Source organism: uncultured Eubacterium sp. (assembly GCF_934295145.1).
Lineage (GTDB): Bacteria > Bacillota > Clostridia > Lachnospirales > Lachnospiraceae > Eubacterium_I.
In genome coordinates this window covers 1-25266 of sequence record NZ_CAKRAS010000045.1, presented here as the reverse complement: position 1 = coordinate 25266, position 25266 = coordinate 1, and the positions used below count along the sequence as shown (strand labels likewise).

The 25266-nt window shown below is 42.8% G+C and carries 20 protein-coding genes; 4 read left to right on the top strand and 16 right to left on the bottom strand.

The features are described from left to right. Nucleotides 1-221: 221 nt before the first annotated feature. The 5 genes from prfA to rho all read right to left on the bottom strand — a co-directional run bounded on the left by prfA (nt 222) and on the right by rho (nt 5063). On the bottom strand, nt 222-1295 hold the full coding sequence (gene prfA, locus Q0I54_RS09770; RefSeq protein WP_296118336.1) for a peptide chain release factor 1: 1074 nt from the start codon (nt 1293-1295) through the stop codon (nt 222-224). A 3-nt stretch (nt 1296-1298) separates the two neighbouring features. Continuing rightward, a complete protein-coding gene (gene prmC, locus Q0I54_RS09765; protein ID WP_296118334.1) occupies nt 1299-2135 on the bottom strand; it encodes a peptide chain release factor N(5)-glutamine methyltransferase in 837 nt (278 codons plus the stop codon). Beyond that, nucleotides 2132-3130, bottom strand: coding sequence for a DUF1385 domain-containing protein (locus Q0I54_RS09760; protein WP_296118332.1), 999 nt, complete (start codon nt 3128-3130; stop codon nt 2132-2134). Before Q0I54_RS09760 ends, prmC begins: the two co-directional genes overlap by 4 nt. 69 nt (nt 3131-3199) lie before the next feature. After that, nucleotides 3200-3400 carry a 50S ribosomal protein L31 gene (gene rpmE, locus Q0I54_RS09755; RefSeq protein ID WP_021739751.1) on the bottom strand — a complete coding sequence of 67 codons (201 nt, stop codon included), beginning with the start codon at nt 3398-3400 and terminating at the stop codon, nt 3200-3202. Nucleotides 3401-3545: 145 nt separating this feature from the next. After that, nucleotides 3546-5063, bottom strand: a complete 1518-nt coding sequence (gene rho, locus Q0I54_RS09750; protein WP_296118329.1) for a transcription termination factor Rho — start codon at nt 5061-5063, stop codon at nt 3546-3548. A gap of 210 nt (nt 5064-5273) precedes the next feature. Between rho and Q0I54_RS09745 the strand changes: the two genes are divergently transcribed. Genes Q0I54_RS09745 through Q0I54_RS09735 form a run of 3 tightly spaced genes read left to right on the top strand, consistent with a single transcriptional unit; the run spans nt 5274 to nt 7863 of the window. After that, a complete protein-coding gene (locus Q0I54_RS09745; protein WP_296118328.1) occupies nt 5274-6428 on the top strand; it encodes an NADP-dependent malic enzyme in 1155 nt (384 codons plus the stop codon). Nucleotides 6429-6437: 9 nt separating this feature from the next. Further along, on the top strand, nt 6438-7355 hold the full coding sequence (locus tag Q0I54_RS09740) for a TIGR01212 family radical SAM protein (protein ID WP_296118326.1): 918 nt from the start codon (nt 6438-6440) through the stop codon (nt 7353-7355). Then, entirely contained in the window at nt 7348-7863 is a 516-nt protein-coding gene (locus Q0I54_RS09735) for a DUF4364 family protein (RefSeq protein WP_296118325.1), read from the top strand. Before Q0I54_RS09740 ends, Q0I54_RS09735 begins: the two co-directional genes overlap by 8 nt. Before the next feature lie 153 nt (nt 7864-8016). Here the strand turns inward: Q0I54_RS09735 and Q0I54_RS09730 are convergent, their stop codons facing one another. From Q0I54_RS09730 to nifJ, 11 genes are all read right to left on the bottom strand, one after another. Continuing rightward, the gene (locus tag Q0I54_RS09730) at nt 8017-8580 is read right to left on the bottom strand and encodes a flavin reductase family protein (protein ID WP_296118323.1); all 564 of its coding nucleotides are present in this window, start codon (nt 8578-8580) and stop codon (nt 8017-8019) included. 18 nt (nt 8581-8598) lie between these two features. After that, a complete protein-coding gene (locus Q0I54_RS09725) occupies nt 8599-10254 on the bottom strand; it encodes a putative manganese-dependent inorganic diphosphatase (protein WP_296118322.1) in 1656 nt (551 codons plus the stop codon). A gap of 87 nt (nt 10255-10341) precedes the next feature. Continuing rightward, nucleotides 10342-11457, bottom strand: coding sequence for a CdaR family transcriptional regulator (locus Q0I54_RS09720; RefSeq protein ID WP_296118321.1), 1116 nt, complete (start codon nt 11455-11457; stop codon nt 10342-10344). Nucleotides 11458-11652: 195 nt separating this feature from the next. After that, a complete protein-coding gene (locus Q0I54_RS09715; RefSeq protein WP_296118319.1) occupies nt 11653-12765 on the bottom strand; it encodes an ABC transporter ATP-binding protein in 1113 nt (370 codons plus the stop codon). Between the two features lie 250 nt (nt 12766-13015). Further along, nucleotides 13016-13450 carry a dUTP diphosphatase gene (locus Q0I54_RS09710; protein ID WP_296118338.1) on the bottom strand — a complete coding sequence of 145 codons (435 nt, stop codon included), beginning with the start codon at nt 13448-13450 and terminating at the stop codon, nt 13016-13018. Nucleotides 13451-13594: 144 nt separating this feature from the next. Continuing rightward, nucleotides 13595-14494, bottom strand: a complete 900-nt coding sequence (locus Q0I54_RS09705; protein ID WP_296118317.1) for a hypothetical protein — start codon at nt 14492-14494, stop codon at nt 13595-13597. Between the two features lie 65 nt (nt 14495-14559). Next, nucleotides 14560-15567, bottom strand: coding sequence for an NAD(P)H-dependent glycerol-3-phosphate dehydrogenase (locus Q0I54_RS09700; protein WP_296118315.1), 1008 nt, complete (start codon nt 15565-15567; stop codon nt 14560-14562). A 45-nt stretch (nt 15568-15612) separates the two neighbouring features. Beyond that, nucleotides 15613-16263, bottom strand: coding sequence for a glycerol-3-phosphate 1-O-acyltransferase PlsY (gene plsY, locus Q0I54_RS09695; RefSeq protein ID WP_296118314.1), 651 nt, complete (start codon nt 16261-16263; stop codon nt 15613-15615). Beyond that, nucleotides 16264-17589 (bottom strand): ribosome biogenesis GTPase Der, encoded by a 1326-nt coding sequence (der, locus tag Q0I54_RS09690; RefSeq protein ID WP_296118312.1) that lies wholly within the window; start codon nt 17587-17589, stop codon nt 16264-16266. It lies immediately after the preceding gene. Between the two features lie 123 nt (nt 17590-17712). Further along, complete coding sequence (locus Q0I54_RS09685; protein WP_296118311.1) at nt 17713-19128, bottom strand: DUF512 domain-containing protein; 1416 nt, start codon at nt 19126-19128, stop codon at nt 17713-17715. Nucleotides 19129-19274: 146 nt separating this feature from the next. Further along, nucleotides 19275-22811 (bottom strand): pyruvate:ferredoxin (flavodoxin) oxidoreductase, encoded by a 3537-nt coding sequence (gene nifJ, locus Q0I54_RS09680; RefSeq protein WP_296118309.1) that lies wholly within the window; start codon nt 22809-22811, stop codon nt 19275-19277. Nucleotides 22812-23389: 578 nt separating this feature from the next. On the opposite strand from nifJ, the gene Q0I54_RS09675 reads away from it, so the two are divergent. Beyond that, on the top strand, nt 23390-25030 hold the full coding sequence (locus tag Q0I54_RS09675; protein ID WP_296118307.1) for an ABC-F family ATP-binding cassette domain-containing protein: 1641 nt from the start codon (nt 23390-23392) through the stop codon (nt 25028-25030). The last annotated feature ends 236 nt before the right edge of the window (nt 25031-25266 follow it).

Here is a 25266-nt window from a genome sequence, read left to right as displayed (position 1 = left end):
ACGAACAGTATATGTTGGTAGCATAAAAACTGCCACCAGATGTGCAAAAACTGGTGGCAGAAATATTTTTATTTTTTAATTGTCTACTTGACGGGAAGCAGTTCACAATTCCTCAAGGTCATTCTTACTTTTTTTCTCGTTTCTACCTGATTTCTGTTTTTCTCACTGGATAAAACTTTTGCCCTAAAACTGGATAAAAGGCTTTGCCCTGTGATAATAAATTAATTTTCATTCATCTTCGCAAGTTTTGCTGCCTGGTCAGCTGCTATCAGCGCATCAATAATTTCCTGAATATCACCATTCATGATGGACTCCAGACGATACAGTGTCAGTTTGATTCGATGATCCGTCACACGCCCCTGCGGGAAGTTGTAAGTACGGATCTTCTCGGAACGGTCTCCGGTTCCGACCTGACTTCTTCTTGCCTCTGCCTCAGCATCATGTGCTTTCTGGCATTCCATATCGTACAATTTCGCACGAAGTACTTTTAATGCTTTGTCTTTATTTTTCAACTGAGATTTTTCATCCTGACAGGAAATTACGATACCTGTCGGGATATGCGTCAGTCGAACAGCGGAATCAGTTGTGTTAACGCACTGTCCACCGTTTCCTGATGCACGGAATACATCGAATTTACAGTCGTTCATATCGATTTGTACGTCTACTTCCTCCGCCTCCGGCATAATTGCAACGGTGATAGTGGATGTATGGATACGTCCGCCGGACTCTGTCTCCGGTACACGCTGTACACGATGTACACCACTCTCGTATTTCAGTAAGGAATAAGCGCCCTGACCAGTTACCATGAAGCTGACATACTTCATACCACCGATACCGATTTCCTCCACGTCCATGGTCTCAACTTTCCAGCGTTTGCTCTCTGCATAATGTACATACATACGATAGATTTCTGCTGCAAACAGTGCTGCCTCGTCTCCACCGGCACCCGCACGAATCTCCACAATAACGTTTTTGTCATCGTTCGGGTCTTTCGGAAGCAGAAGGATTTTTAATTTCTGTTCTAACTCTTCTACTTTCTCTTTGGACTCTGCCAGTTCTTCTTTTGCAAGTTCACGAAGTTCCTCATCGCTCTCCTCCTGCAGCATGGCAAGACTGTCCTCGATGTTCTGTTTATTATCTTTGTACTGTTTGTATGCTTCTACGATCGGAGCCAGGTCCGCCTGCTCCTTCATCAGTTTCTGGAAACGTTTCGGATCATTTGCCACATCCGGCTCACTCAGCATGCTGAGCAGTTCTTCAAAACGTACCAGTGTATCTTCCAGTCTGTCAAACATAGTTTATCTCCTTCCTCTCACAACCCGGTCAAGTCCCGCCAGATCGCGAATCACTTTTATATCATTAAATCCATGTTCTTTCATAAATCCGCTGACTGCTTCTGCCTGATCATATCCGATCTCATACAGCAGATAGCCGCCATCATTTAGATGAGCAACGCTCTCTTCGGTAATCTTCCGGTAAAAATAAAGCCCGTCCTCTTTTCCGTCTAACGCTCCAACCGGTTCATGATCACGTACTTCCGGCATCAGTGTATCAATCACTTTACTCGGAATGTAAGGCGGATTTGAAACGATCATATCAAATTTGCCGGAAATTCCAGAAAACAGATCGCTGTGAACAAAGTTCACCGAAACTTGATTCTGTAATGCATTATGTTTTGCCACCTGTAATGCTTCTTCCGAAATATCAGCACCGGTCACTTTTGTATCCGGGCAAAAGGAGTGAATGCTGATTCCGATACATCCGGAACCGGTACACAAATCCAACACATCCGCATCTGGCATTTCACTTTTTAATATCTGAATGGCTTCTTCCACCAGCACTTCCGTATCCTGACGTGGAATTAGCACATGTTCATTGACCGCAAATGGCAGTCCCATAAATTCCTGTTCTCCGGTCAGATACTGTAACGGCATCCGCCGGCAGCGTTTTTTCGTCAGTTCCAGATAAGCAGTCTCCTGTCCAGGCTCCATCTCATCACGCTCATGCAGCAAATAAAAACTACGGCTGATCTGGCAGACAGTTTCCATAAGAAACCAGCTTTCTGCCGCTTCATTTTCCACACCTGCAACTTTCAGTCTCTCTGCCGCCTGCATTCTCGCTTCCCGGTATGTCATGGCTTTTTCCCCTGTACTTTCTGCTCGGCATCTTCAGAGTTTTTATCTGTATCGTTTTCCTCAGAAATGCCTTCTTCCGCACGGATTTCTGCAATGTAACTTTTCCAGTCAAACACAGCCTCCACAGACGCAATGCCGACCTCGATCATGTCGTCATCCGGCTCTTTTGTGGTCAGTCCCTGCATCCATAGTCCCGGTTTGCTGATCAGATTGATCACCGGATTGTCGCTGCGACCTGCCGCACGCAGCAGCTCGTAGGAAACGCCTGCAATCACCGGCACCAGTGCCAGTCGAAGCACCAGACGCAATACATGAGAATCCACACGGATAAATAAAAACAGGATCACGCTGATAATCACGACAAACATCAGAAAGCTTGTACCACAGCGTTTGTGCTCCTTGGAGCTTTTCCGCACATTTTCCACATTCAGTTCCAGTCCATGCTCAATGCAGTTAATGCATTTATGCTCTGCACCATGATACATGAACACACGCTGAATCTCTTTCATTTTTGAGATCAGCAATATATATCCGATAAAAATTGCGAGACGAAGAATTCCTTCAATCATCGCCACAAGCATATCGTTCGCTATAAACCGGGAACACAACACCGACAGATAATAAGGAAGGATCATAAAAATTGCCACAGCCATCACAACCGATAACACGACCGTTCCGCCCATCATGGCATTTTCCTTTGCCTTTTTCTTCTCTGCGGTATCCTGCTTCTTCCCGTTTGATTCTTCTTCATCCTCAAAAAAAGAAGCGGAATACATCAGTGTGGACATTCCAAGCACAAGGGAATCAATAAAGCTCAACACTCCCCGCACCAGCGGAATCTTTTGCCACACTTCTCCCGGAACAATTCCCTTATATTCTTTGGTCATGACTTCAATTTCCTGATCCGGTTTGCGAACTGCCACCGCATACCGCTCTTTGTTTTTCATCATGACACCTTCCATGACGGCCTGACCGCCAATTCCAGAATAGCGCATAATAATTCCTCTTAACAAAACAGGTTGAGATTTTGCAACCTCAACCTGATTTTCACACATATCTTACTATTATTTTAAGCCGTATTTCTTGTTGAACTTATCAATACGTCCACGTGCCTGAGCTGCTTTCTGCTGTCCTGTATAGAATGGATGGCATTTAGAACAAATCTCTACGTGAATATCACTCTTTGTAGAACCTGTTACGAATGTGTTTCCGCAGTTACAGGTTACAGTTGCCTGATAATAATCCGGATGGATTCCTTCTCTCATTAATTTCACCTCGCATACCAAATTTCTTTGTAATTCTACTTACGTCTATGAAAAACAATAAACTTGTTAATCTTTCTGTACCGCACATTCACGGTACACAGCTTTTACATTATAGCATGCGTTTTTTTCTATTGCAAGCAGTTTTTTAGAAAAATTTCCGTTTTTTTACAAGTTCCACGAACTCATGATTATTTTTGGTTCGAACGAACATATTCAGGATATTTTCTACTGCTTCGTCAGACTTCATGCCGTTAAATGCTTTTCGCATAATATAAACAGCTTCCTGTTCTTCCTTATCTAAAAGTAAATCCTCTCTACGTGTACCGGATTTTACGATATCGATGGCCGGGAAGATACGTTTTTCGGACAATCGGCGATCCAGAACAAGTTCCATGTTACCGGTTCCCTTGAATTCCTCGTATACTACGTCATCCATCTTGCTTCCAGTCTCAACCAGAGCAGTTGCCAGAATAGTCAAACTTCCACCCTCACGCATATTTCTGGCTGCGCCAAAGAATCGTTTTGGCATATGTAATGCTGCCGGATCCAGACCACCGGACAAGGTACGGCCACTTGGCGGAACAACCAAGTTGTAGGCTCTTGCCAGACGGGTAATGCTGTCCAGAAGAATCATAACATCCTGTCCATGCTCCACAAGACGTTTTGCACGCTCGATTACCATCTCAGATACACGTTTGTGATGCTCTGGCAACTCATCAAAAGTAGAGAAAATAACTTCTACATTATCGCCCTCAATGGCTTCTTTAATATCCGTCACTTCCTCCGGGCGTTCATCGATCAACAGAATGATCATATGCATGTCCGGGTTATTTGTCTTTACTGCAGTTGCCACTTTCTTCAACAAAGTTGTCTTTCCGGCTTTCGGCTGGGCCACGATCATACCACGCTGGCCTTTACCAACCGGGGAAATCAGATCCATAATTCGCATGGCTGTCTCGTTTGGTTTTGTTTCCAGGCGCAAACGCTCATTTGGGAAAACAGGTGTCAGGTCTTCAAACGGTTTTCTCTTCATTGCCTCAAATGGCGAATATCCATTCACTGTGCTGACATACAGTAAAGCACTGAATTTTTCTCCCTGGGATTTGATACGTTTGTTCCCGCATATAATATCACCGGTTTTCAAATTAAACCGACGGATTTGGGACGGTGCCACATACACGTCATTGTCACCTGGCAAATAATTCTCACAGCGGATAAATCCATAACCGTCCGGCATAACCTCCAGAATACCATTCGCCTGCTCTCCACTATCCAGAGAAGCTTCATCCTTGCGGATCTGCTCCAGTTCTTCTTCTGTTTTCTTTTCTTCTTCGCTGTCAGAGGTCTCTCTGTCCTCTCGACGTGTATTTACTCTGCTGTAACGTCCCGGCTTACGCTCTACGCGTTCTCTTACATACGTTCTGCCCGCAGTTTTTCCTTCTTCTTCTTCTGTACCTTCTTTTGTTTCTGATTTTTCTTCTTTCTTTGCTTCTTCCTTCTCCTCTGCTGCTTTTTCTTTTGCAGCCGCTGCATCTTTTTCATCTTCCTGCAGCATACGTTCGATCAGCTCCGCCTTTTTCAGCGTGGAAATTTTTTTCAGTCCCCTTGACTTTGCCAGATCCCGCAATACAGCCAGAGATAAGCTTTCATATTTTTCTCTCATCTATAACCTCCGGTAAACTATCTATTTGTAACCTGTTTGTTCTATACTAATTCCTTGGGTTTTCTGTCAGAATCGACTTTGATACATATTACAAAATAGTATTATACACCAATTCCATATAAATAGGAAGTATTTTTTCTAATTCCTTGATTTGTGTTTTTTTTGATGATATGATAAGCAGGAAAAAATGATTGCAAAGGAGCTACAAACATGGATTTAAACGAAAAAGCATTAGCATTACATAAACAGTGGAACGGTAAGCTTTCCACAGAAGCAAAATCTCCGGTAAAATCCCGCGAAGATTTATCAATCGCCTACACACCTGGCGTTGCAGAACCTTGTAAAGTCATCGCAAAAGATCCGTCCGCTGCATACACTTATACAATGAAAGCAAACACCGTAGCTGTCATCTCCGACGGAAGTGCCGTTCTCGGTCTTGGAAACATCGGCGCTCTGGCAGCCATGCCGGTTATGGAAGGAAAATGTGTTCTTTTCAAAGAGTTCGCAGATGTCAACGCAATTCCGATCGTTCTGGACACGCAGGATACTGATGAAATCATCCGTACCATTGCAAATATTGCTCCAACCTTCGGCGGCATTAACTTAGAAGATATCTCTGCACCGAGATGTTTTGAAATTGAAGAGAAATTAAAATCCATGCTGGATATCCCGGTATTCCACGATGATCAGCACGGAACAGCTATCGTTGTTCTGGCTGGAATCATCAACGCACTGCGCGTGACAGGCAAGAAAAAAGAAGAATGCCGTGTTGTTGTAAACGGTGCCGGTTCTGCCGGTGTAGCTATTACTAAATTACTGCTCACCTACGGTTTCAAACATGTGACCATGTGTGACAAACTCGGTATCATTGGAAAAGATTATCCGGGTCTGAACTGGATGCAGCAGAAAATGACTGAGGTTACAAACCTTGAGAATCAGACCGGTACCTTAGCAGATGCTCTGCGTGGCGCTGATATCTTTGTCGGCGTATCTGCTCCTAATATCGTATCCGCAGAGATGGTTGCTTCCATGAACAAAGACGCGATTCTTTTTGCTATGGCAAACCCTGTTCCGGAGATTATGCCGGATGTGGCAAAAGCTGCTGGAGCCAAAGTAGTCGGAACCGGACGAAGCGATTTCCCTAACCAGGTAAATAATGTTATCGCCTTCCCGGGTATTTTCAAAGGCGCTTTAGAGGGACATGCCCGCCAGATCACAGAAGAAATGAAACTCGCTGCTGCCAAAGCCATTGCAGGACTGGTCAGCGACGATGAACTGAACGAAGATTTCATTATGCCAGAACCGTTTGATCCACGTGTTGCTGATGTGGTCAGTCAGGCTGTCAAATCCCATATCGAGGCATAAAAAATCAGAATGGATCAGAATCGTTATTATTCACTGGACACTTATTTAAAAGAGACATTCGGAGAAAAAGTATATCGCATTTCTCTGAATGGCGGTATGACCTGTCCGAACCGTGACGGGTCAAAGGGAACCCGTGGCTGTATTTTCTGCAGCCGCGGTGGTTCCGGTGATTTTGCGGAAGATCATCTGCTCTCTGTAACAGAACAGATTGCATCCGGCAAAAAGAAACTGGAACGAAAAACAAACTGCCGCAAATATATCGCCTATTTTCAGGCTTATACCAATACCTATGCACCTGTCTCCTATCTGCGTCCGCTTTTTCTGGAAGCGATCCGGCATCCGGACATCGTTGTTCTGTCCATTGCCACAAGGCCGGACTGTATCAACGACGAAATTCTCGAACTGCTTTCCGAACTGAATCAGATCAAACCCGTCTGGATCGAACTTGGTCTTCAGACAATCCACGAAAAAAGTGCCGCTTTTATCCGCAGGGAATTTTCCCTCTCCTGCTATGAGGCAGTAGTCAATGACCTGGCAGCACGCAACATTCCGGTTATCACGCATGTGATCCTTGGATTGCCCGGCGAAACTACCGCAGATATGCTGCAGACTATTGATTACGTGGCTCACTCTCCTATTTCTGGAGTGAAATTGCAGTTACTGCATATTTTATCAGATACGGATTTGGCAGATTATTATGAACAGAATCCGTTTCCTCTATTTTCCATGGAGGATTACTGCGAATTCATCATTGACTGTCTCGAACATCTCCCGGCATCCATGGTTGTCCACCGCATCACCGGAGATGGTCCACGCAAACTGCTGACAGCTCCGCTTTGGAGTACGGACAAAAAACGGGTATTGAATACCATTCGAAAACGGCTTAAGGAGCGAAACACCTGGCAGGGAAAGGAATACTATGACTAAACTGGACATCATGTACCGCGTCATGATCCTGTACATGCTGAACATTGTAGAATATCCACTGGTCAACACACAGATCACAAACTTTATTCTGGAAAATGAATATACGGATTATTTCACAGTTCAGGAAGCTATCACGGGATTACTTGAAGCAGATCTGATCACTGCAGAATCTACCCACAACAATACCCGTTACCATCTGACGGAGGATGGCATGCAGACACTCAGTTTCTTCCACACAAAAGTTTCCGATGCCATCAAGGAAGACATTCGCATGTATTTTCAGGCGCATCATTTCGACCTCAAACAAGAAACTGCTGTGTTTGCAGATTACTACAAAGCTTCCGGTTCCGGCTACGATGTACGCTGCCGTATTCAGGATCAGAGTACCGATATCGTAGATCTGACTCTGCGTGTCCAAAACCGTGCACAGGCCGAGGCTGTATGCCGCAACTGGAAAAAATCCAATGTTGATATCTATGAGGCCTTGATGGATACTCTGATCAAATAGCCTTTACTATTTTTATGATTAAGTTCCCGGACAAAGTAAAAAAACAGAGTGTATATTCTCTGATCTGACTTATTTTACGCAAAATCAGATCGTATAACAACACTCTGCTTTTTTATTACATTTTTTCCAATTTCTTTTCTGAGAATTCTTCTACTATTTCTTTTTCACACTATAGCCAAAAGAACCGATTTTCTCTCCCAGTTTGAAATATTCCCCATGCGAATATGCCGTCAGACCGATATCATTCAGATGGAACTTTCCTTTTTCATCCATATATTTCGGATCTACGGATACGGCTGTCACCTCTGCCAGGAACATATCGTGGGAACCAAGTTCGATCACCTGTTTTACCTTACATTCCAGACTTACCGGACTCTCTGCAATCCCCGGCGCCGCAATGGTCTTCGACTTGCTCGGAGTCAGTTTCATTTCTTTGAATTTGTCCACATCTCTGCCGGATTTTACACCGCAGTAATCTGTCGCAAATGTCAGATCATTAGTTGTCAGATTAATAACAAATTCTCCGGTCTCTTTGATAATATCATAGGAATAACGCTCTTTTCGCACAGAAATCGATACCATGGCCGGATCAGAACAAATAGTTCCCGCCCAGGCAATTGTAACAATATTTGGCCGTTCTCCCGGTCTCTGGCAGCTGACCATCACTGCCGGTACCGGATAGAGCATATTTCCTGCTTTCCAGTATTCTCTTTCCATAGATGTCTCTATCCTTTCTTACTGTTCCTGCATCGCTGACATAAACATTGGAATCAGCTGTTTCTTTCTGGATACCACACCCTTCAATATGTGATAATTGCCTTCCTTATGAACATGATATGCTTTCTCTACCAGTTCATTCGCATTTTCACCCTCACAGATCAGATAAGTAGTCTCCTCAATGATGTTTGTCAGCATTACAAATACCATTTCTATCTTACGCTCTGCCATAGCTTCACGCAGATATGGCAACAATTTATCACGTACCTGATCCAGTTCTTCCTGTGTCATTGCACTCAACTGACCTACGCCAAAATCAACCCCATCCTGACTGAAAGTTTTGAAATCCTGGTAAAATATTTCTTCCGGCGTCTTGCTCCCGAAATCACTTCCCGCCTGGAACATTGCTTTCGCGTGCTCCTCAGTATTGATACCTGCGATCTGTGCCAGTTCCTCTGCTACTGCTTTATCAAGCGGTGTGCAGGTAGGTGATCGATACATTAAAGTATCAGACAAGATTGCAGAGCAAAGCAGACCTGCCATCTCTTTATTGATCGCCACATTCTGTTCCTGATACATCTGATAGATAATCGTTGCAGTACATCCCAGAGGCTGATTGCGGAAAAATACCGGTGACATGGTCTCCAGACTTCCGATTCTGTGATGATCGATAATCTCCAGAATATCTGCGCCGCCGATACCGTCAACCGCCTGTGTTTTCTCATTGTGATCCACCAGAATCACCTGTTTTTTCTTCATATTCAACAGGTTACGTCTGGAAATCATACCTATGTATTTGCCATCTTCGTCCAGAACAGGAAAATCACGATGTTTCTCTTTGGACATGATTTCACGGACTTCGTCAATATATTCCTCTGTCTCGAATGTAACCAACTGCTCTCTGCGCATGAAAAATTTAATTGGCATGCTCTGGTTGATCAGACGTGCTGCTGTGTAAGTATCATAATCGGTTGTGATCAGTACGCAGTTTCTCTCCTCTGCCATTTTCACAATGGTCTTCGGAACCTGCGGACTTCCTGCAATAACAATACAGCTTGCATTGGATTCCAGTGCGCAGACCTGTGCATCATAACGATTTCCCATGATAACCAGGTCATCATCCTCCAAAAACTGCTCCATAGTCTCCGGATTTGCAGATCCAACCACTACTTTTCCTTTTGTAAAATACGCATGCTCGTTTCCGCACAGCATGATTCCGTCCAGTGTATCCACAATGTTCTGGTACTGTGTCTTTGCACGGGATAAAATGCTGTTGTCATACACATCCATATATGATGTTGCAATATCTCCGGTAATGATCAGTCCTTCCAGATTATTCTCTTTATCTGTTACCGGAAGTGTAACAACGTTCTGTTCCTTCATCATTTCCCATGCACGTTTCAGGGAAATTTTTCCACTAACGCCCGGTGTCTTGCGAATTTCAATGTCTTTTACCTGAGCGCCCACATCTGTGATCAGTCCCGGAGACTTCACACCAAATGTCTTCAGCACATATTTTGTCTCTTCATTCAATTCACCGGCGCGTTTTGCCTCATAACGATTCTCATCCACCTGCTTTTTCAGGTTTGCGTAAGCAATGGCTGCACAAATAGAATCAGTATCCGGATTCTTGTGTCCCACCACCCAGACTTTTTTCTTTTTGTCTATATTCATACTCGGTTTCTGCTCCTATACCCTTTATTGATTCAACTTGAAATAAACGTGTAAGTACCCAGCGACCACCTGTCACTGGGCAGTTTCTTATTCTACCACGTCATGTTTTATTTGGCAACCGCCGATTGCATTTCTGTGGGTGCGAACCATCATGGCAATTTTAAACAGCATTGCATCTTCAAAGGTACGAATATCGAGACCAAGTCTTTTCTCAATCCGCTCCAAACGATAGACCAATGTATTTCGATGAATATAAAGCTGTCTGGCAGTCTCTGAAATATTCAAATTGTTATCAAACAGATGCGTAATCGTTGTCAGCGTCTCTTCATCCATATCAAGATCTGCCTGTTCCCCTAAGACTTCCTGTAAGAACAGATCACACAGATCTTTTGGCAGCTGCTGGATCAGACGTCCAAGGCCGAGATGCCGGTAATAAAAGACACGCTCTTCCTCGTAAAATACGGTTCCTACCTGAAGTGCTGTGCAGGCCTGTCGGTAACATTCATGCAATTCTGTCAGGTCTTCTGCCAGATCGGTATATCCCACCCATGCATTTACCATTGCCTCTGACTGCAGATTGTCAATGATCCTGCGCGCATAAGTATCATATTCTGCATCGATTCCCAGAATATTTTTCACCAGAACCATATGCGTATCGTCCATTTCCACGAGAAAATCAACAGAATAAACAACAAACAGATTTTTCAATGTTTCCAGAACAATCTGATCCTGCTCTCCGGAAAATCGGATTACATACAGCATATAAGAGGCATTTTTCAATCGTACCTCATACATCTGCTCCCGAATCTGCTGTTCACTGTATTCTCCCTTCATCAGTTTCCGCAGGAAATTTGATTCACTGGTCGGTTCTCTGGCTGCCAGATACAGATTTCGGATCTGGCAGGATGCCATACGTCCTATCACATAAGAGGAATCGTTACTGCCATTTTTATTCACCAGAAGGATTAATTCCGTGCGGTCATTGATTTCAATTTTCAGGAAAATCCAGTTCTGTATCGTCTGACTTTCTGCCATGGATTTTCCAAACTGTACAACAAATTCCTGAATTTTCTGCTCCGGCTCCGAGCAGGTAGATGCCAAAAGCTTTCCTTTTTTTGCATACAGAACAAATTCCATTCTGGAAATCTCCTTCATTTCCTGCAGCGCCTGCATGAGTTTTTTTCCGGATACACGTGCCTCCATAACTGTCTTTTGATACCTCCAATTCTCAAACATTCGCATAATCTGACAGGGATTGATTCTTCCCTATAAAGAAGTGCTTTTACTTAATAGAATTTGGATGTTTTAACACCCAAATCCTATTAAGCAAGAAAACTGGGTATGTATCCATACCCAGTTTCATTTTTCCAAAACAATTATCGTTTCGACGTATTGCCCTTAGTGAGAGATAACCTGCTCTGTCTCTTTATCGAAAACATGTCCTTTGTTAATGTCAAAAGCAACAGTTACATCATCACCATAACGGCACGGTGTACTGGAATCAACTTTAGCAGTCATTGTAGCACCGTTGTATGTATAGTAGAGTAATACTTCGGAACCAAGAAGCTCATAACCGGTACATTTTGCTTTGATTGCATATCCGGCATGTTTCTCGATGTACTCCGGATAATCATCCATATCATCTGGGCGAATACCAAATACAACTGTTTTTCCATCATATCCGCCATCTTTTAATGCTTTAGCTTTGCCCTCCGGCATTACGAAAGAAGTATCACCATTTGTCAGAGTAACTTTATCTCCCTCAACCTTACATACACAGTCAATAAAGTTCATCTGTGGAGATCCAATGAATCCTGCAACAAACAGATTGTTTGGCTCATTGTAAAGTTTCTGCGGAGAATCCACCTGCATGATCACGCCATCTTTCATAACAACGATTCTTGTACCAAGTGTCATAGCCTCTGTCTGATCATGTGTTACATAAATGATAGTTGCGCCAAGTCTCTGATGTAAGGATGAAATTTCAGAACGCATCTGTACTCTTAATTTTGCATCCAGATTGGAAAGCGGCTCATCCATCAGGAATACCTTCGGTTCACGCACGATAGCACGTCCCATGGCAACACGCTGTCTCTGTCCACCGGAAAGAGCTTTCGGTTTACGATCCAGCAATTTTTCAAGATCAAGAATTCTTGCTGCGTTACGAACTTTTTTATCAATCTCATCTTTTGGAACTTTTCTTAATTTTAACGCAAATGCCATATTATTATATACGGTCATATGAGGATATAATGCATAGTTCTGAAATACCATAGCAATATCTCTGTCTTTCGGCTCAACGTCATTCATTCTCTTTCCGTCGATATCGAATTCACCTTCTGTGATTTCTTCCAGACCAGCAATCATACGAAGTGTTGTAGATTTACCGCATCCAGATGGTCCAACAAAAATAATGAACTCTTTATCTGCTACATCAAGGTTAAAATCCTTTACAGCCTCAAACCCGTTTGGATATCTCTTATAGATATGTTTTAATGATAATTCTGCCATTTTTAATTACCCTCCATAAAATAATTCTCCACAAAACTTCTTGCTTTGTTTATGTTGTTATTTTAACAAATCTATTTGCTCTTGTCATCATGTATTTTAACAAAATTACCATCAAAACCTTGGTGTTTCTGACAGTTTTTTGTTCATGTCTTACAATTTTTCATCATTACGACGATGCATTCCTTTATTTTTTTGACGATTTAACGAACAATATTTTCACATCTGTCATATAATTTCGTGTACATCCGATTTACTGTTTTCCAGTGCTTCCAAAACCGCCGCGATTACTGTTTCCAAGGGATGTAACTTCCTCAAATACGATCTGTGGCTGATTCTCCACGATACGGAACTGACATATTCTGTCATTTACATTGATCACGGTATCACGGGTTGCATACACCGGCATACGCCACATATCTTCATCTCCACAATAAGAACCATCAATGATACCACAGCTGTTTACCTGCAGTAATCCATAATTTTTAAAAGTTGAGCTGCGCGGTACCACATGAGCTTCATACCCCTTCGGCAATTCCATTGCAACTCCGAGTGGAATCAGTTTGAACTCTCCTGCTTTCATCTCAACGGTTTCACTTGCACGCAGATCGATCCAGTCAGATTTTCCGTCAATATACTCCAATTTGTCAATTTTGTCCGTAAAATATTTGATACGAATATTTTCCATCATAATTTCCTCCACTTTCTTTTATCATAAGCTTGTTTTCACTTACATTTTTACAGGAATAAATTTCTTTACTGAGAGAAAAAGACCCGGTATCCACTGCAGACATCAGGCCTTTTCTTTTATCTCTGTAATTTACTATACAATTTATTCATCCAGATAGCAGCCAAATTCTTCTGCATTGTCATTCAAAACACAGGCTCCATAAAGATCTTCCAGATCATCCGGTACCGCTATCAGAACCTCCACATAGTTATCATCCATTGACTCCGTCTCTGGATGGCTGATGGTAAACAGTTTTTCGATTTCATAGTATTCATCTGGATTTCCATCCATATCTTCGTCCGACCAGAAACTGAGCATATTTTCCGTCAGATAAGATAAGCTGTATGAATCAGGCAGGTTGTTTCTAATATCCAGAGAAATCAGATAATACGTCATTCCGGGTTCTGCCGTAAGTTCTGAAAGCTGTGCCAGTTCTCCGTCCGTCGCTTCCGTAAAATAATCATTTACATAATCATCCCAATCCACGTCGTCAAGATCATCTCCCAGGCAATCTGTCCAGGCATAATCCACATAAACTCGATTCTGATATTCCGGATCAATAGTCTCTTCCGCCTGATCGTAACCCTGGTCATTCACATCCCAATCGTCTGTAATTGCAGGACCCAAGGTCGCAAAAAGCACTGTGCCCCCTATCAGCACAGCCACAAGTACAGCCACCAGAACAATAACAGCTGGCATGAAAGCCGACTTTTTACATCCCTGCGTCTGATGGGTTGCCCGCTTCAACGTATTGCTATTTTCAGCTGCCTGTTCGCCAAAACTCTGATATGTATAAGATTGTTTCTCCTTCTTGACTGTATTTTGAGGTTCCCGATACCAGTCATGCTGACGTGGATCAGATCCTGTATCATATTTATCATGCAGACTCTGCTCCATATCCTCGCGGCTGTCCGGTCGGTTATACCGCGCACAATTTGGGCAAATACCATTGTATTTATCATAATCATACATTTTTCCACATTTTGCACATCGTATCAGCATCCTGATTTCTCCTCTTTACAGTCTCCTGCTTTTGATTTTTTCACAATTTTGTGACAACACAGGCGTTACCACTGAATATCCTCATGCTCCGCTTTCTTGTCACGCAACATCAGTTCCATCACAGCATCTTTCGCTGTCTGTTTATCAAATAATACTGCATTTACCTGCTCAATAATCGGCATGTCAATATCATATTTTTTTGCCAGCGCAATAGCTGCTTTCGCTGAATAAACACCTTCCACAACCATCTTTACTTCATCCATCGCTTCCTGCATGGTATAGCCCTGTCCGATCAGCATACCGGCTTTACGGTTACGGCTGTGACGGCTGGCACAAGTTACAATCAAGTCTCCGATACCTGACAGGCCATTTAATGTCTCTGCATTTGCGCCCATTGCCACTCCCAGGCGGCTGATTTCCTTGATTCCGCGTGTGATCAATGCTGCTTTTGTATTGTCTCCATATCCCAGTCCGTCCGCCATACCTGCCGCCAGCGCAATGACATTTTTCAGAGAAGCACCAAGCTCAATTCCCAACATGTCCGGACTTGTGTATACACGAAACACCTCATTCATAAAGAATGTCTGTACCTGCTCTGCAGATTTCTTTGTATGTGCACCAGCCACAACAGTTGTCGGCAATCCACGTCCCACTTCCTCTGCATGGCTTGGGCCTGACATGACCGCCACATCTGCCTGTGGAATCTCCTGCTCTACGATCTCAGACTGGATCATCAATGTGCTTTCTTCAATACCTTTAGAAACAATAACGATCAGCTGTCCTTCCGTGATAAACTCAGCCAGATTATGTGCCGTACTTCTTGTAAACGGTGAAGGTACCGCAAGTACCACCATCTCTTTTCCTGCTGCCGCAGCCTTCAGATCAGTTGTAAATGAAATCGTTTCCGGTATTTTTACACCTGGAAGTTTGTCTTTGTGTTCTCGTTCATTTGTGAGCATTTTCACTTCATCTTCCAGAATAGACCACACGGTTACATTGTGTCCATTATGAGCCAGAACGATCGCCAGTGCTGTTCCCCAGCTTCCGGCACCGATTACACCTATTTCTGCCATTTTTCCGCCTCCATATTTATACTATCATATATCTTTTTTATGTAATTACTCACTTTTCTTCGCCGGGCGGAACTTATTTTCCGTTCCGGTTGCCAGACGTTTGATATTTGCGCGATGCTGCCAGAATGCCAGTGCCGTCAATATACCAGCAAGCACATAGGTCTCCGGCAGAAACTGCGTGGCGATCTTTAGCCATCCCATCTGCCCAAACACAATGGTCTGTACAAAAAATCCACTCATAATTCCAAGGGAACCAAGAGACATAAATCCCGTTGGAACTACAGATGAAAAAAATAAAATTGCACAGATTGGAACCATTCTCCAGTCAAAAGAAAACACAATTCCAACGCTGCTTGCAATTCCTTTTCCTCCCTTAAACTTCATATAAAAAGGGAAGTTATGACCAAGGACAGCGCCAAATCCGGCATACAGTTCCAGCAATTTCACCGCATCAGGGTAACGGGTTCTTGCCACTCCCCAGATGATTGCCATTGCTGCCACTGCTTTTAAACAGTCACCCAAAAACACAACCACGCCGGCCTTCCATCCAAGGACACGCAGTGAATTTGTCATGCCAGAATTTCCACTTCCCCTGGATCGAATGTCCACATTATGTGCTTTTCCATATAACACACCAGTCGGAAACAGTCCAAACAGGTAGCCTAAAAGAATACTTACGATTCGAAATACTACCATTTATCTGTCTTCCTTTCTCTCACGGATAATAAACTTCAATGCCGTGCCCTTAAATCCAAAGGTGTCACGGATTCTGTTTTCCAAATATCGCGTATAGGAGAAATGCATCAGTTCTTTATCGTTTACAAAAATAACAAATGTCGGTGGTTTCACCGCAACCTGTGTAATATAATAAAGTCTCAGACGTTTTCCTTTGTCAGAAGGAGGCTGCTGCATTGCTACGGCTTCGGTCATAATTTCATTTAAGACACCGGTAGCCACACGCATTGCATTGTTTTCCAGAACCATGTCGATCATTTCATACATTTTACTCAGACGCTGACCTGTTTTTGCTGAAATAAACATGATCTCTGCATAGGACATGAAGCTTAGGATCTCACGGATTTTATTTGTATGCTTATAAATAGTCTTGTCATCTTTTTCAATGGCATCCCATTTATTTACAGCAATGATAATACCTTTTCCACGCTCATGAGCGATTCCGGCGATTTTTGCATCCTGCTCAGTCACACCTTCTGTCGCATCAATCACAAGGATGACAACGTCCGCACGTTCTACAGCTGTTACCGCACGGATAATACTGTAACGCTCAATTTCTTCTTTGATCTTGTTTTTACGGCGCAGCCCAGCAGTATCAATGAAAATATACTCTTTTCCGTTATATTTTACCGCTGTATCAATGGCATCACGGGTAGTTCCTGCGATGTCAGATACGATCACACGGGATTCACCTGCCAGTTTATTTACCAGAGAAGATTTTCCAACGTTTGGTTTTCCGATAATGGCAACCTTTGGTCTTGTATCCTCTTCCTCTTCTTTGGCTGTATCCGGGAAATGTTTTACTACTTCCTCCAGCATATCACCCAGTCCCAGGCGGGAAGCTGCAGAAATCGGCATTGGATCACCGATTCCAAGATTATAAAATTCATATACATCCGCCATGTATTTCTGAAAGCTGTCTACTTTATTGACAACCAGAACGACAGGTTTATGGGAACGGCGCAGCATATCTGCCACTTTTGCATCTGCATCCACCAATCCCTGATGTACGTCAGTCATAAATACGATCACATCTGCGGTAGCAATAGCAATCTCTGCCTGCTCACGCATCTGTGACAAAATCACGTCTTTACTGTCCGGCTCAATACCTCCGGTATCTACCATAGTAAATGAATGGTTCAGCCATTCTACATCTGCATAAATACGGTCTCTTGTGACACCCGGTGTATCCTTAACGATGGAAATACGCTCTCCTGCCAGGGCATTGAATAATGTAGATTTTCCTACATTCGGACGTCCCACAACCGCAACAACCGGTTTACTCATATTTTTATCCCTCATCTCTCTATTTCAGAATCTGCTTACACTTCTTATGCAGGTTTTCATTTTATCCTGCTTTATGATCAATGTAAGTATTTTTCAAGTTACCTTTATTCGCTTTGCGAAATATTAAACATTGCCAAGCATGCCATCATACAGACACTGCCCGTCTGATTTTACAATATGAATCGGCACTTGTAAAGCATTTTCCAATTCTGCCAGCGTCACGTCATCCAGAAATACTTCCTCTCCCGTTCGCAGTACGTTGCCGGAAAGCAGGAGCATATCACCCAGTTCCTTCCCGGTCAGCTGGGATTTCAGATCCGTTCCAGTCAGTAACCCGGAAACTGTGATCATCTCGCCGAAAAAGTCATTTCGGATCTGGTACACGATCACTTTAATATCCGGATGCTGTTTCATAAATTTATCGGCCAGTCTGCGCATCAGTCCTGCTGCAGATTTCCCTGTTGCAACAGAAACCACACGACGGTAAGTTTTGTTCTCTGTTTCCAGCTCATCCAGGTTTTCATTTTCAACAGTTTTAGAATCATTTAGTTCGTCCCAAGCCATACTCTGCTCAAATCCATCTGCCTGTTCTACCAGTTCATCCGCCAGACACTGGTCAAATTCGCTTTCCAACAGTGGAATCATGCCTACGCCATTTTCCAGCTGAATATATCCGTCATAGTTTTTCTCCGGTGGAAACGGTTCTTCCGCCAGCAGATACCACTCGTCCGAAGCCTGCACAAAATGTGTCCCATGTTTCTCGAAACAGATTTTCTGCCATTTGTGAATGGTTTTCAGTACTTCCTTTGCATCTTCTTTTCCAAAAGGTTTCAAAGGATACAATCCGTCACGAAATTTTGTCAATCCGACTGGCACAACTGACAGACTCTGCATATATGGAAGATACTCTGCCAGTTCCTTGATGCTTCGTTCGAGTTCCGGACCATCATTTACACCTTTACACAGAACAATCTGACCATTCATCTCAATCTCGCCTTCGTAAAATCGACGAATTTTGTCTAACGCTTCTCCTGCAAAACGATTATGCAGCATCTCACAGCGCAATTCCGGATTCATCGCATGCACAGATATATTGATTGGTGCCAGCTTATACGTAATGATTCGTTCTACATCTTCTTCTTTCATATTTGTCAATGTCACATAATTTCCCTGAAGGAAGGACAATCGCGAATCATCATCTTTAAAATACAGAGTCTCTCTCATATTTGGAGGCATCTGATCAATAAAACAAAAAATACATTTATTGTAACAGGATTTATAATCATCCATCAAACCATTTTCAAAAACGATCCCTGGATCCTCATAATAATCTTTCTCTATCTCAAGTTCCCATTCTTCTCCGTTTGGTTTACGAATCAGTAGGGTCAACAGCACATCGTTAATCAGAAAATGATAATCAAAAACATCCTGAATTGGCTTTCCGTTCACTTCAAGCAGAACATCACCCGCTTCAATTCCCATCTCTTCCGCGATACTTCCCGGTTCAACGCTGTCGATCTTATGTTCTTTTAATTTCATCTATTTCATCCTTTCATTCTGTACCATTGTAACCAATTTATGAAACAACATCAACCTTTTTTATTTTTCTAAATCACAAAAGAGGCGTGCCACCAAAGTGACACACCTCTTATAACTATTCCTAGTATTTACAAAAACAGAATATCTTACTCCTCTGTACCGTAAAGTTTTACGAGTTTGTTCAGGTAAGCATATCTTGCTTTTGCATTTTCCTCAGATTTCTCGAAGAGACGATCTGCTTTCTCCGGATCCTGTCTTACAAGAGCATTGTAACGAACTTCACCGTTCAGGAATGCTTTGTAATCTCCGCTTGGAGCTTTGCTGTCAAGAGTGAATGCATTCTTGCCTTCAGCAGCCAGAGCCGGATTGAAGCGGAAGTTGTTCCAGTAACCTACTGCTACTGCGTTCTTCTCCTCAGTCTGAGCTTTGCTCATACCAATCTTGATACCATGGTTGATACATGGAGCGTATGCAATGATCAGAGATGGTCCCGGATATGCCTCAGCCTCAGCGATTGCTTTCACACACTGGTTCATATCAGCACCCATAGCGATCTGTGCTACGTATACATAACCATAGCTCATTGCGATGGAAGCAAGGTCTTTCTTCTTAACATCTTTACCACCTGCTGCGAACTGAGCGATTGCACCGATGTTTGTAGATTTAGAAGACTGTCCACCTGTATTGGAATATACCTCAGTATCGAATACCATTACGTTGATATCTTTACCACTTGCAAGGATATGGTCTACGCCACCGAATCCGATATCGTAAGCCCATCCGTCACCACCGAATACCCACTGGGATTTCTTTCCAAGGAAGTCTTTCTGAGCAAGGATTTCCTGAGCTTTGTCACATCCGCATGCCTCTAAAGCTTTGATGAGCTTGTCTGTAGCAGGTCCGTTTGTAACGCCACATCCGTAAGTATCTAACCATTCCTGTCCAGCAGCTTTTACATCTTCGTTTGTACCGTTTGCAACAACATCTTCTACTTTCTCTTTTAATGCACCTCTTAATGCATTATTAGCGAGAAGCATACCATAACCAAACTCTGCAGCATCCTCGAACAGGGAGTTTGACCAAGCCGGTCCTTTTCCTTCCGGAGTTACTGTGTATGGTGTGGACGGTGAAGAGTTACCCCAGATAGAGGAGCATCCTGTTGCGTTTGCAATGTACATTCTATCACCGAATAACTGAGTGATCAGTTTTGCGTATGGTGTCTCACCACAACCAGCACAAGCACCTGAGAACTCAAGCAACGGCTGTTTGAACTGAGATCCTTTTACGGAATTCTCTTTGAATTTAGCAATAACTTCTGCTTTATCCGGAACAGTTACACCATAATCAAAGTAAGCCTGTTCTGCTTCATTAGCCTCAAAGTTCTGCATTGTGATTGCCTGGATCTTATCCGGGCAAACATTTACACAGGAACCACATCCGGTACAATCGTATGCGGAAATTGTGATAGCAAATTTGTATCCCGGCATTCCTGTCATATCTTTGTACTGCATTCCTTCCGGAGCTGCAGCTGCCTCAGCCTCTGTCATAGCAACCGGACGGATTGCTGCATGCGGGCAGACATAAGAACACTGGTTACACTGGATACATTTATTTACATCCCATACCGGAACATCTACTGCTACACCACGTTTCTCATAAGCGGATGTACCAGACGGTGTGGAACCATCTACATAATCTTTGAATGCAGATACCGGTAATGTGTTACCCATCTGAGCATTGATCTTCTTCTGGATGTTGTTTACGAAATCAACTGCATCCTGACGAGCGCCTGTTGCTGCTGCACCTGTAAGGCTCTCCTCCCCTGCTGTCTTCCAGCTTTCCGGAACTTCAATCTTAACAACGTTTTTAGCACCAGCATCGATTGCATCGTAGTTCATCTGTACAATCTTATCACCTTTTTTACCATAAGTAGCTTTTGCAGCTGCTTTCATCAGTTCGTTTGCTTTGTCAGCCGGAATGATGTTGGAAAGTGCAAAGAATGCAGACTGAAGAACTGTATTAATACGTCCGCCAAGTCCAATCTCTTTACCGATCTTAATACCGTCAATTGTATAGAACTGAATATCATTCTCAGCAATGTAACGTTTTACCTGTCCCGGAAGATGCTCTTCCAGTCCAGCCATATCCCATGAGCAGTTCAGAAGGAAAGTTCCACCTGGAACCAGATCCTGAACCATGTTGTATTTGTGGATATAAGCCGGGCAATGACATGCTACAAAGTTTGCTTTATTGATCAGATATGTGGAACGAATCGGATCTTTACCAAAACGTAAGTGGGAAATTGTTACACCACCTGATTTTTTGGAATCATAATCAAAGTAAGCCTGAGCATACATATCAGTATTGTCACCGATGATCTTGATGGAGTTCTTGTTAGCACCTACAGTACCATCTGCTCCAAGTCCCCAGAACTTGCAGTTGATTGTTGTAGCCGGAGTTGTAACCGGATGCTCTGTAACTTCCAGAGAAAGGTTGGTAACATCATCAACGATACCGATTGTGAATTTCTCTTTTTCTGTATTGTTGTAAACAGCGATAATCTGTCCAGGTGTTGTATCTTTGGAGCCAAGTCCGTAACGTCCTGTGAAGATCGGTGTCTGATCAAATTTTGTATTCTTTAATGCAGCAACTACATCAAGGTAAAGTGGCTCGCCCATAGCGCCTGGCTCTTTTGTTCTGTCAAGAACGATAAGCTGTTTTACAGTATCCGGGATAGTGTTGATCAGAGCTTCTGCGGAGAACGGTCTGTACAGACGTACTTTTACAAGACCTACTTTCTCACCTTTTGCCATCAGATAATCGATTGTCTCATCGATTGTCTCACAAACGGAACCCATAGCGATGATAACTTTCTCAGCATCCTCTGCACCATAGTAGTTGAATAATTTATAGTTTGTACCAAGTTTCTCATTAACTTTGTCCATGTACTCCTGAACAATTGCAGGCATATCATCATAAGTCTGGTTGCATGCCTCTCTTGCCTGGAAGAAGATATCCGGATTCTGTGCAGAACCCATCTGACATGGATGATTTGGATTTAATGCGCTCTGACGGTATGCGTTGATTGCATCAAGATCTACCATATCTTTCAGATCTTCATAATCCCATGTCTCGATTTTCTGAATTTCATGAGATGTACGGAAACCATCGAAGAAATTGATAAACGGAAGTCTTCCTTTGATTGCTGCGCAATGAGCAACCGGTGTCAGATCCATTACTTCCTGAACGCTGGACTCACAAAGCATTGCGCAACCAGTCTGACGACAGGCATAGACATCAGAATGATCACCGAAGATACATAATGCATGGCTTGCAAGTGTACGTGCAGACACGTTGAATACACCTGGTAATCTCTCACCAGCAATTTTATAAAGGTTTGGAATCATCAGGAGAAGACCCTGAGATGCTGTATAAGTAGTTGTCAGAGCACCTGCTGCCAGAGAGCCGTGTACAGTACCAGCTGCACCTGCCTCGGACTGCATCTCTGTTACTTTTACAGTCTGTCCAAAGATATTTTTTCTTCCCTGGGTTGCCCATTCATCTGTTGCTTCTGCCATTACAGATGATGGAGTGATCGGATAGATAGCTGCAACATCTGTATATGCATATGATGCATGAGCTGCTGCATGGTTACCATCCATGGTTTTCATAGAACGTTTCATTTCCATTCCTCCTAAATTCTTTTGATTTAGTCTTGTTAATTAGTTAACAATGCTTTACCCTTATCTTACAATAATTTCACAAAAAAGCAACATCAGTATATCCCAAAATTGTACATATTTCAATACAATTTTGTTTTTTTCTGAGTCCATTTTTGTGACTAACGCTGCAAGTTTGCCAGGAAATGCCCTGCGAACTCCCAACGTGATAACCGTATTGTAACCTACTTTTCTGTTGAATACAAGAACCCCATGCGTATAATATTGCATACAATCTTATCCATCAACTTATTCACGTCTACCTTGAATTCTTTTCATCTAAAACAAATATTCAAAAATCCACACCCTACCTGCTCATAATCATTCAGATTCCACCGTATATTTTTTATCATGCCTTATCACAAAATCTGGTTTTCTCTTTATAAAAATCTGCTACTGTATATTACAAATCTTTTCTTAAAAGCAAAAATCATCCTTCCCACATGTTTTCCTTGCTTTTATATGTAATCTTGTGTACAATACCAGAGGTAAATTATTAGAAACAAAACACATTATAATAAAGAAATCAAGGAGAAGAATTTATGATCAGTGCAAATAATGTAACTTTACGAATCGGTAAAAAAGCGTTGTTTGAAGATGTAAACATAAAGTTTACAGAGGGCAACTGCTACGGTCTGATTGGTGCCAACGGTGCCGGAAAATCAACATTTTTAAAAATTTTAAGCGGACAGCTTGAACCGACAAACGGAGATATCTCCATCACTGCCGGTCAGAGACTATCCTTTCTGCAGCAGGATCATTTCAAGTATGATGCCTATACCGTACTTGATACTGTCATCATGGGAAACAAACGTCTCTATGAAATCATGAAAGAAAAAGATGCTATCTATATGAAAGAAGATTTCACAGATGAAGATGGTATCCGTGCCAGCGAACTCGAGGCTGAATTTGCTGACATGGACGGATGGAATGCTGAATCCGATGCTGCTACTATGCTGAACGGTCTTGGAATCGACACAGAATTCCATTACGCTACTATGGGAGACTTGCCGGGTCCTATGAAGGTTAAAGTCCTGCTTGCGCAGGCCTTATTCGGGAATCCAGACATTCTTCTGTTGGATGAGCCGACCAACAACCTGGATCTCGATGCTATTGCATGGTTGGAAGAATTCCTGATCAACTTTGAAAATACTGTCATTGTAGTATCCCATGACCGTTATTTTTTAAACAAAGTTTGTACGCATATCGCTGATATTGACTATGCAAAAATCCAGCTTTATGCCGGAAACTACGATTTCTGGTATGAGTCCAGCCAGTTAATGGTAAAACAGATGAAAGAAGCAAACAAAAAGAAAGAGGAGAAGATTAAAGAATTACAAGAGTTCATCTCCCGTTTCTCCGCAAACGCTTCCAAATCCAAACAGGCTACCTCCAGAAAGAAAGCACTGGAAAAAATCCAGTTGGATGAGATCAAACCTTCCAGCCGTAAATATCCGTACATCGATTTCCGACCATCCCGCGAGATTGGTAATGAAGTACTTCTGGTAGAAGGCTTAAGTAAAACCATTGACGGTGTAAAAATCCTGGATAACGTGTCCTTTATCGTAAACCGTGAGGATAAAATTGCTTTTGTCGGAAGCAACGAGCTGGCTAAAACTACTTTATTTAAAATCATCACAGGAGAGATGGAGCCGGATGAAGGAACTTATAAATGGGGTGTAACAACAAGTCAGTCCTACTTCCCGAAAGACAATACCAAAATTTTTGATACAGATCTGATCATTGTAGACTGGCTGACACAGTTCTCTGAGATCAAAGATGCTACTTATGTACGTGGATTCCTTGGACGTATGCTCTTCCCGGGAGAAGATGGTGTCAAAAAAATGCGTGTACTCTCCGGTGGTGAGAAAGTACGTGTACTCTTCTCTCGTATGATGATTGAGGCATCTAACGTGCTGATTCTGGATGAGCCAACTGACCATTTGGATATGGAGTCCATCACTGCATTAAACAACGGTCTGATCAAATTCCCAGGTGTACTGCTCTTCGCTTCCCGCGATCATCAGATTGTACAGACAACTGCTAACCGTATCATTGAATTTATGCCAAACGGTTCTATCATCGACAAGATCACCACATACGATGAGTATCTGGAAAGTGATGAAATGGCCAGAAAACGTTCTGTATATACAATGGCAACCTCTGACCAGGATGATAATTAATTCTTGTTTAGGTTAGTTTAAAAAGAAGCTGGAAGAAAACTCCAATGCCGGCACGAATGATTTTCTATCTGCGCTGCGCCGCCTATCTCCGACCGCTTCCGCGAACTCACCAACAGCAAAAACAGCTGTTGGCTCAGACACACTCCCGCGGTCGGGCTATGCTCGCTCCGATAACGAAAATCAGTCTACCGCCTTGCCTTGGAGTTTTGCTTCCAGCTTCTTTTATCTACGCCGTG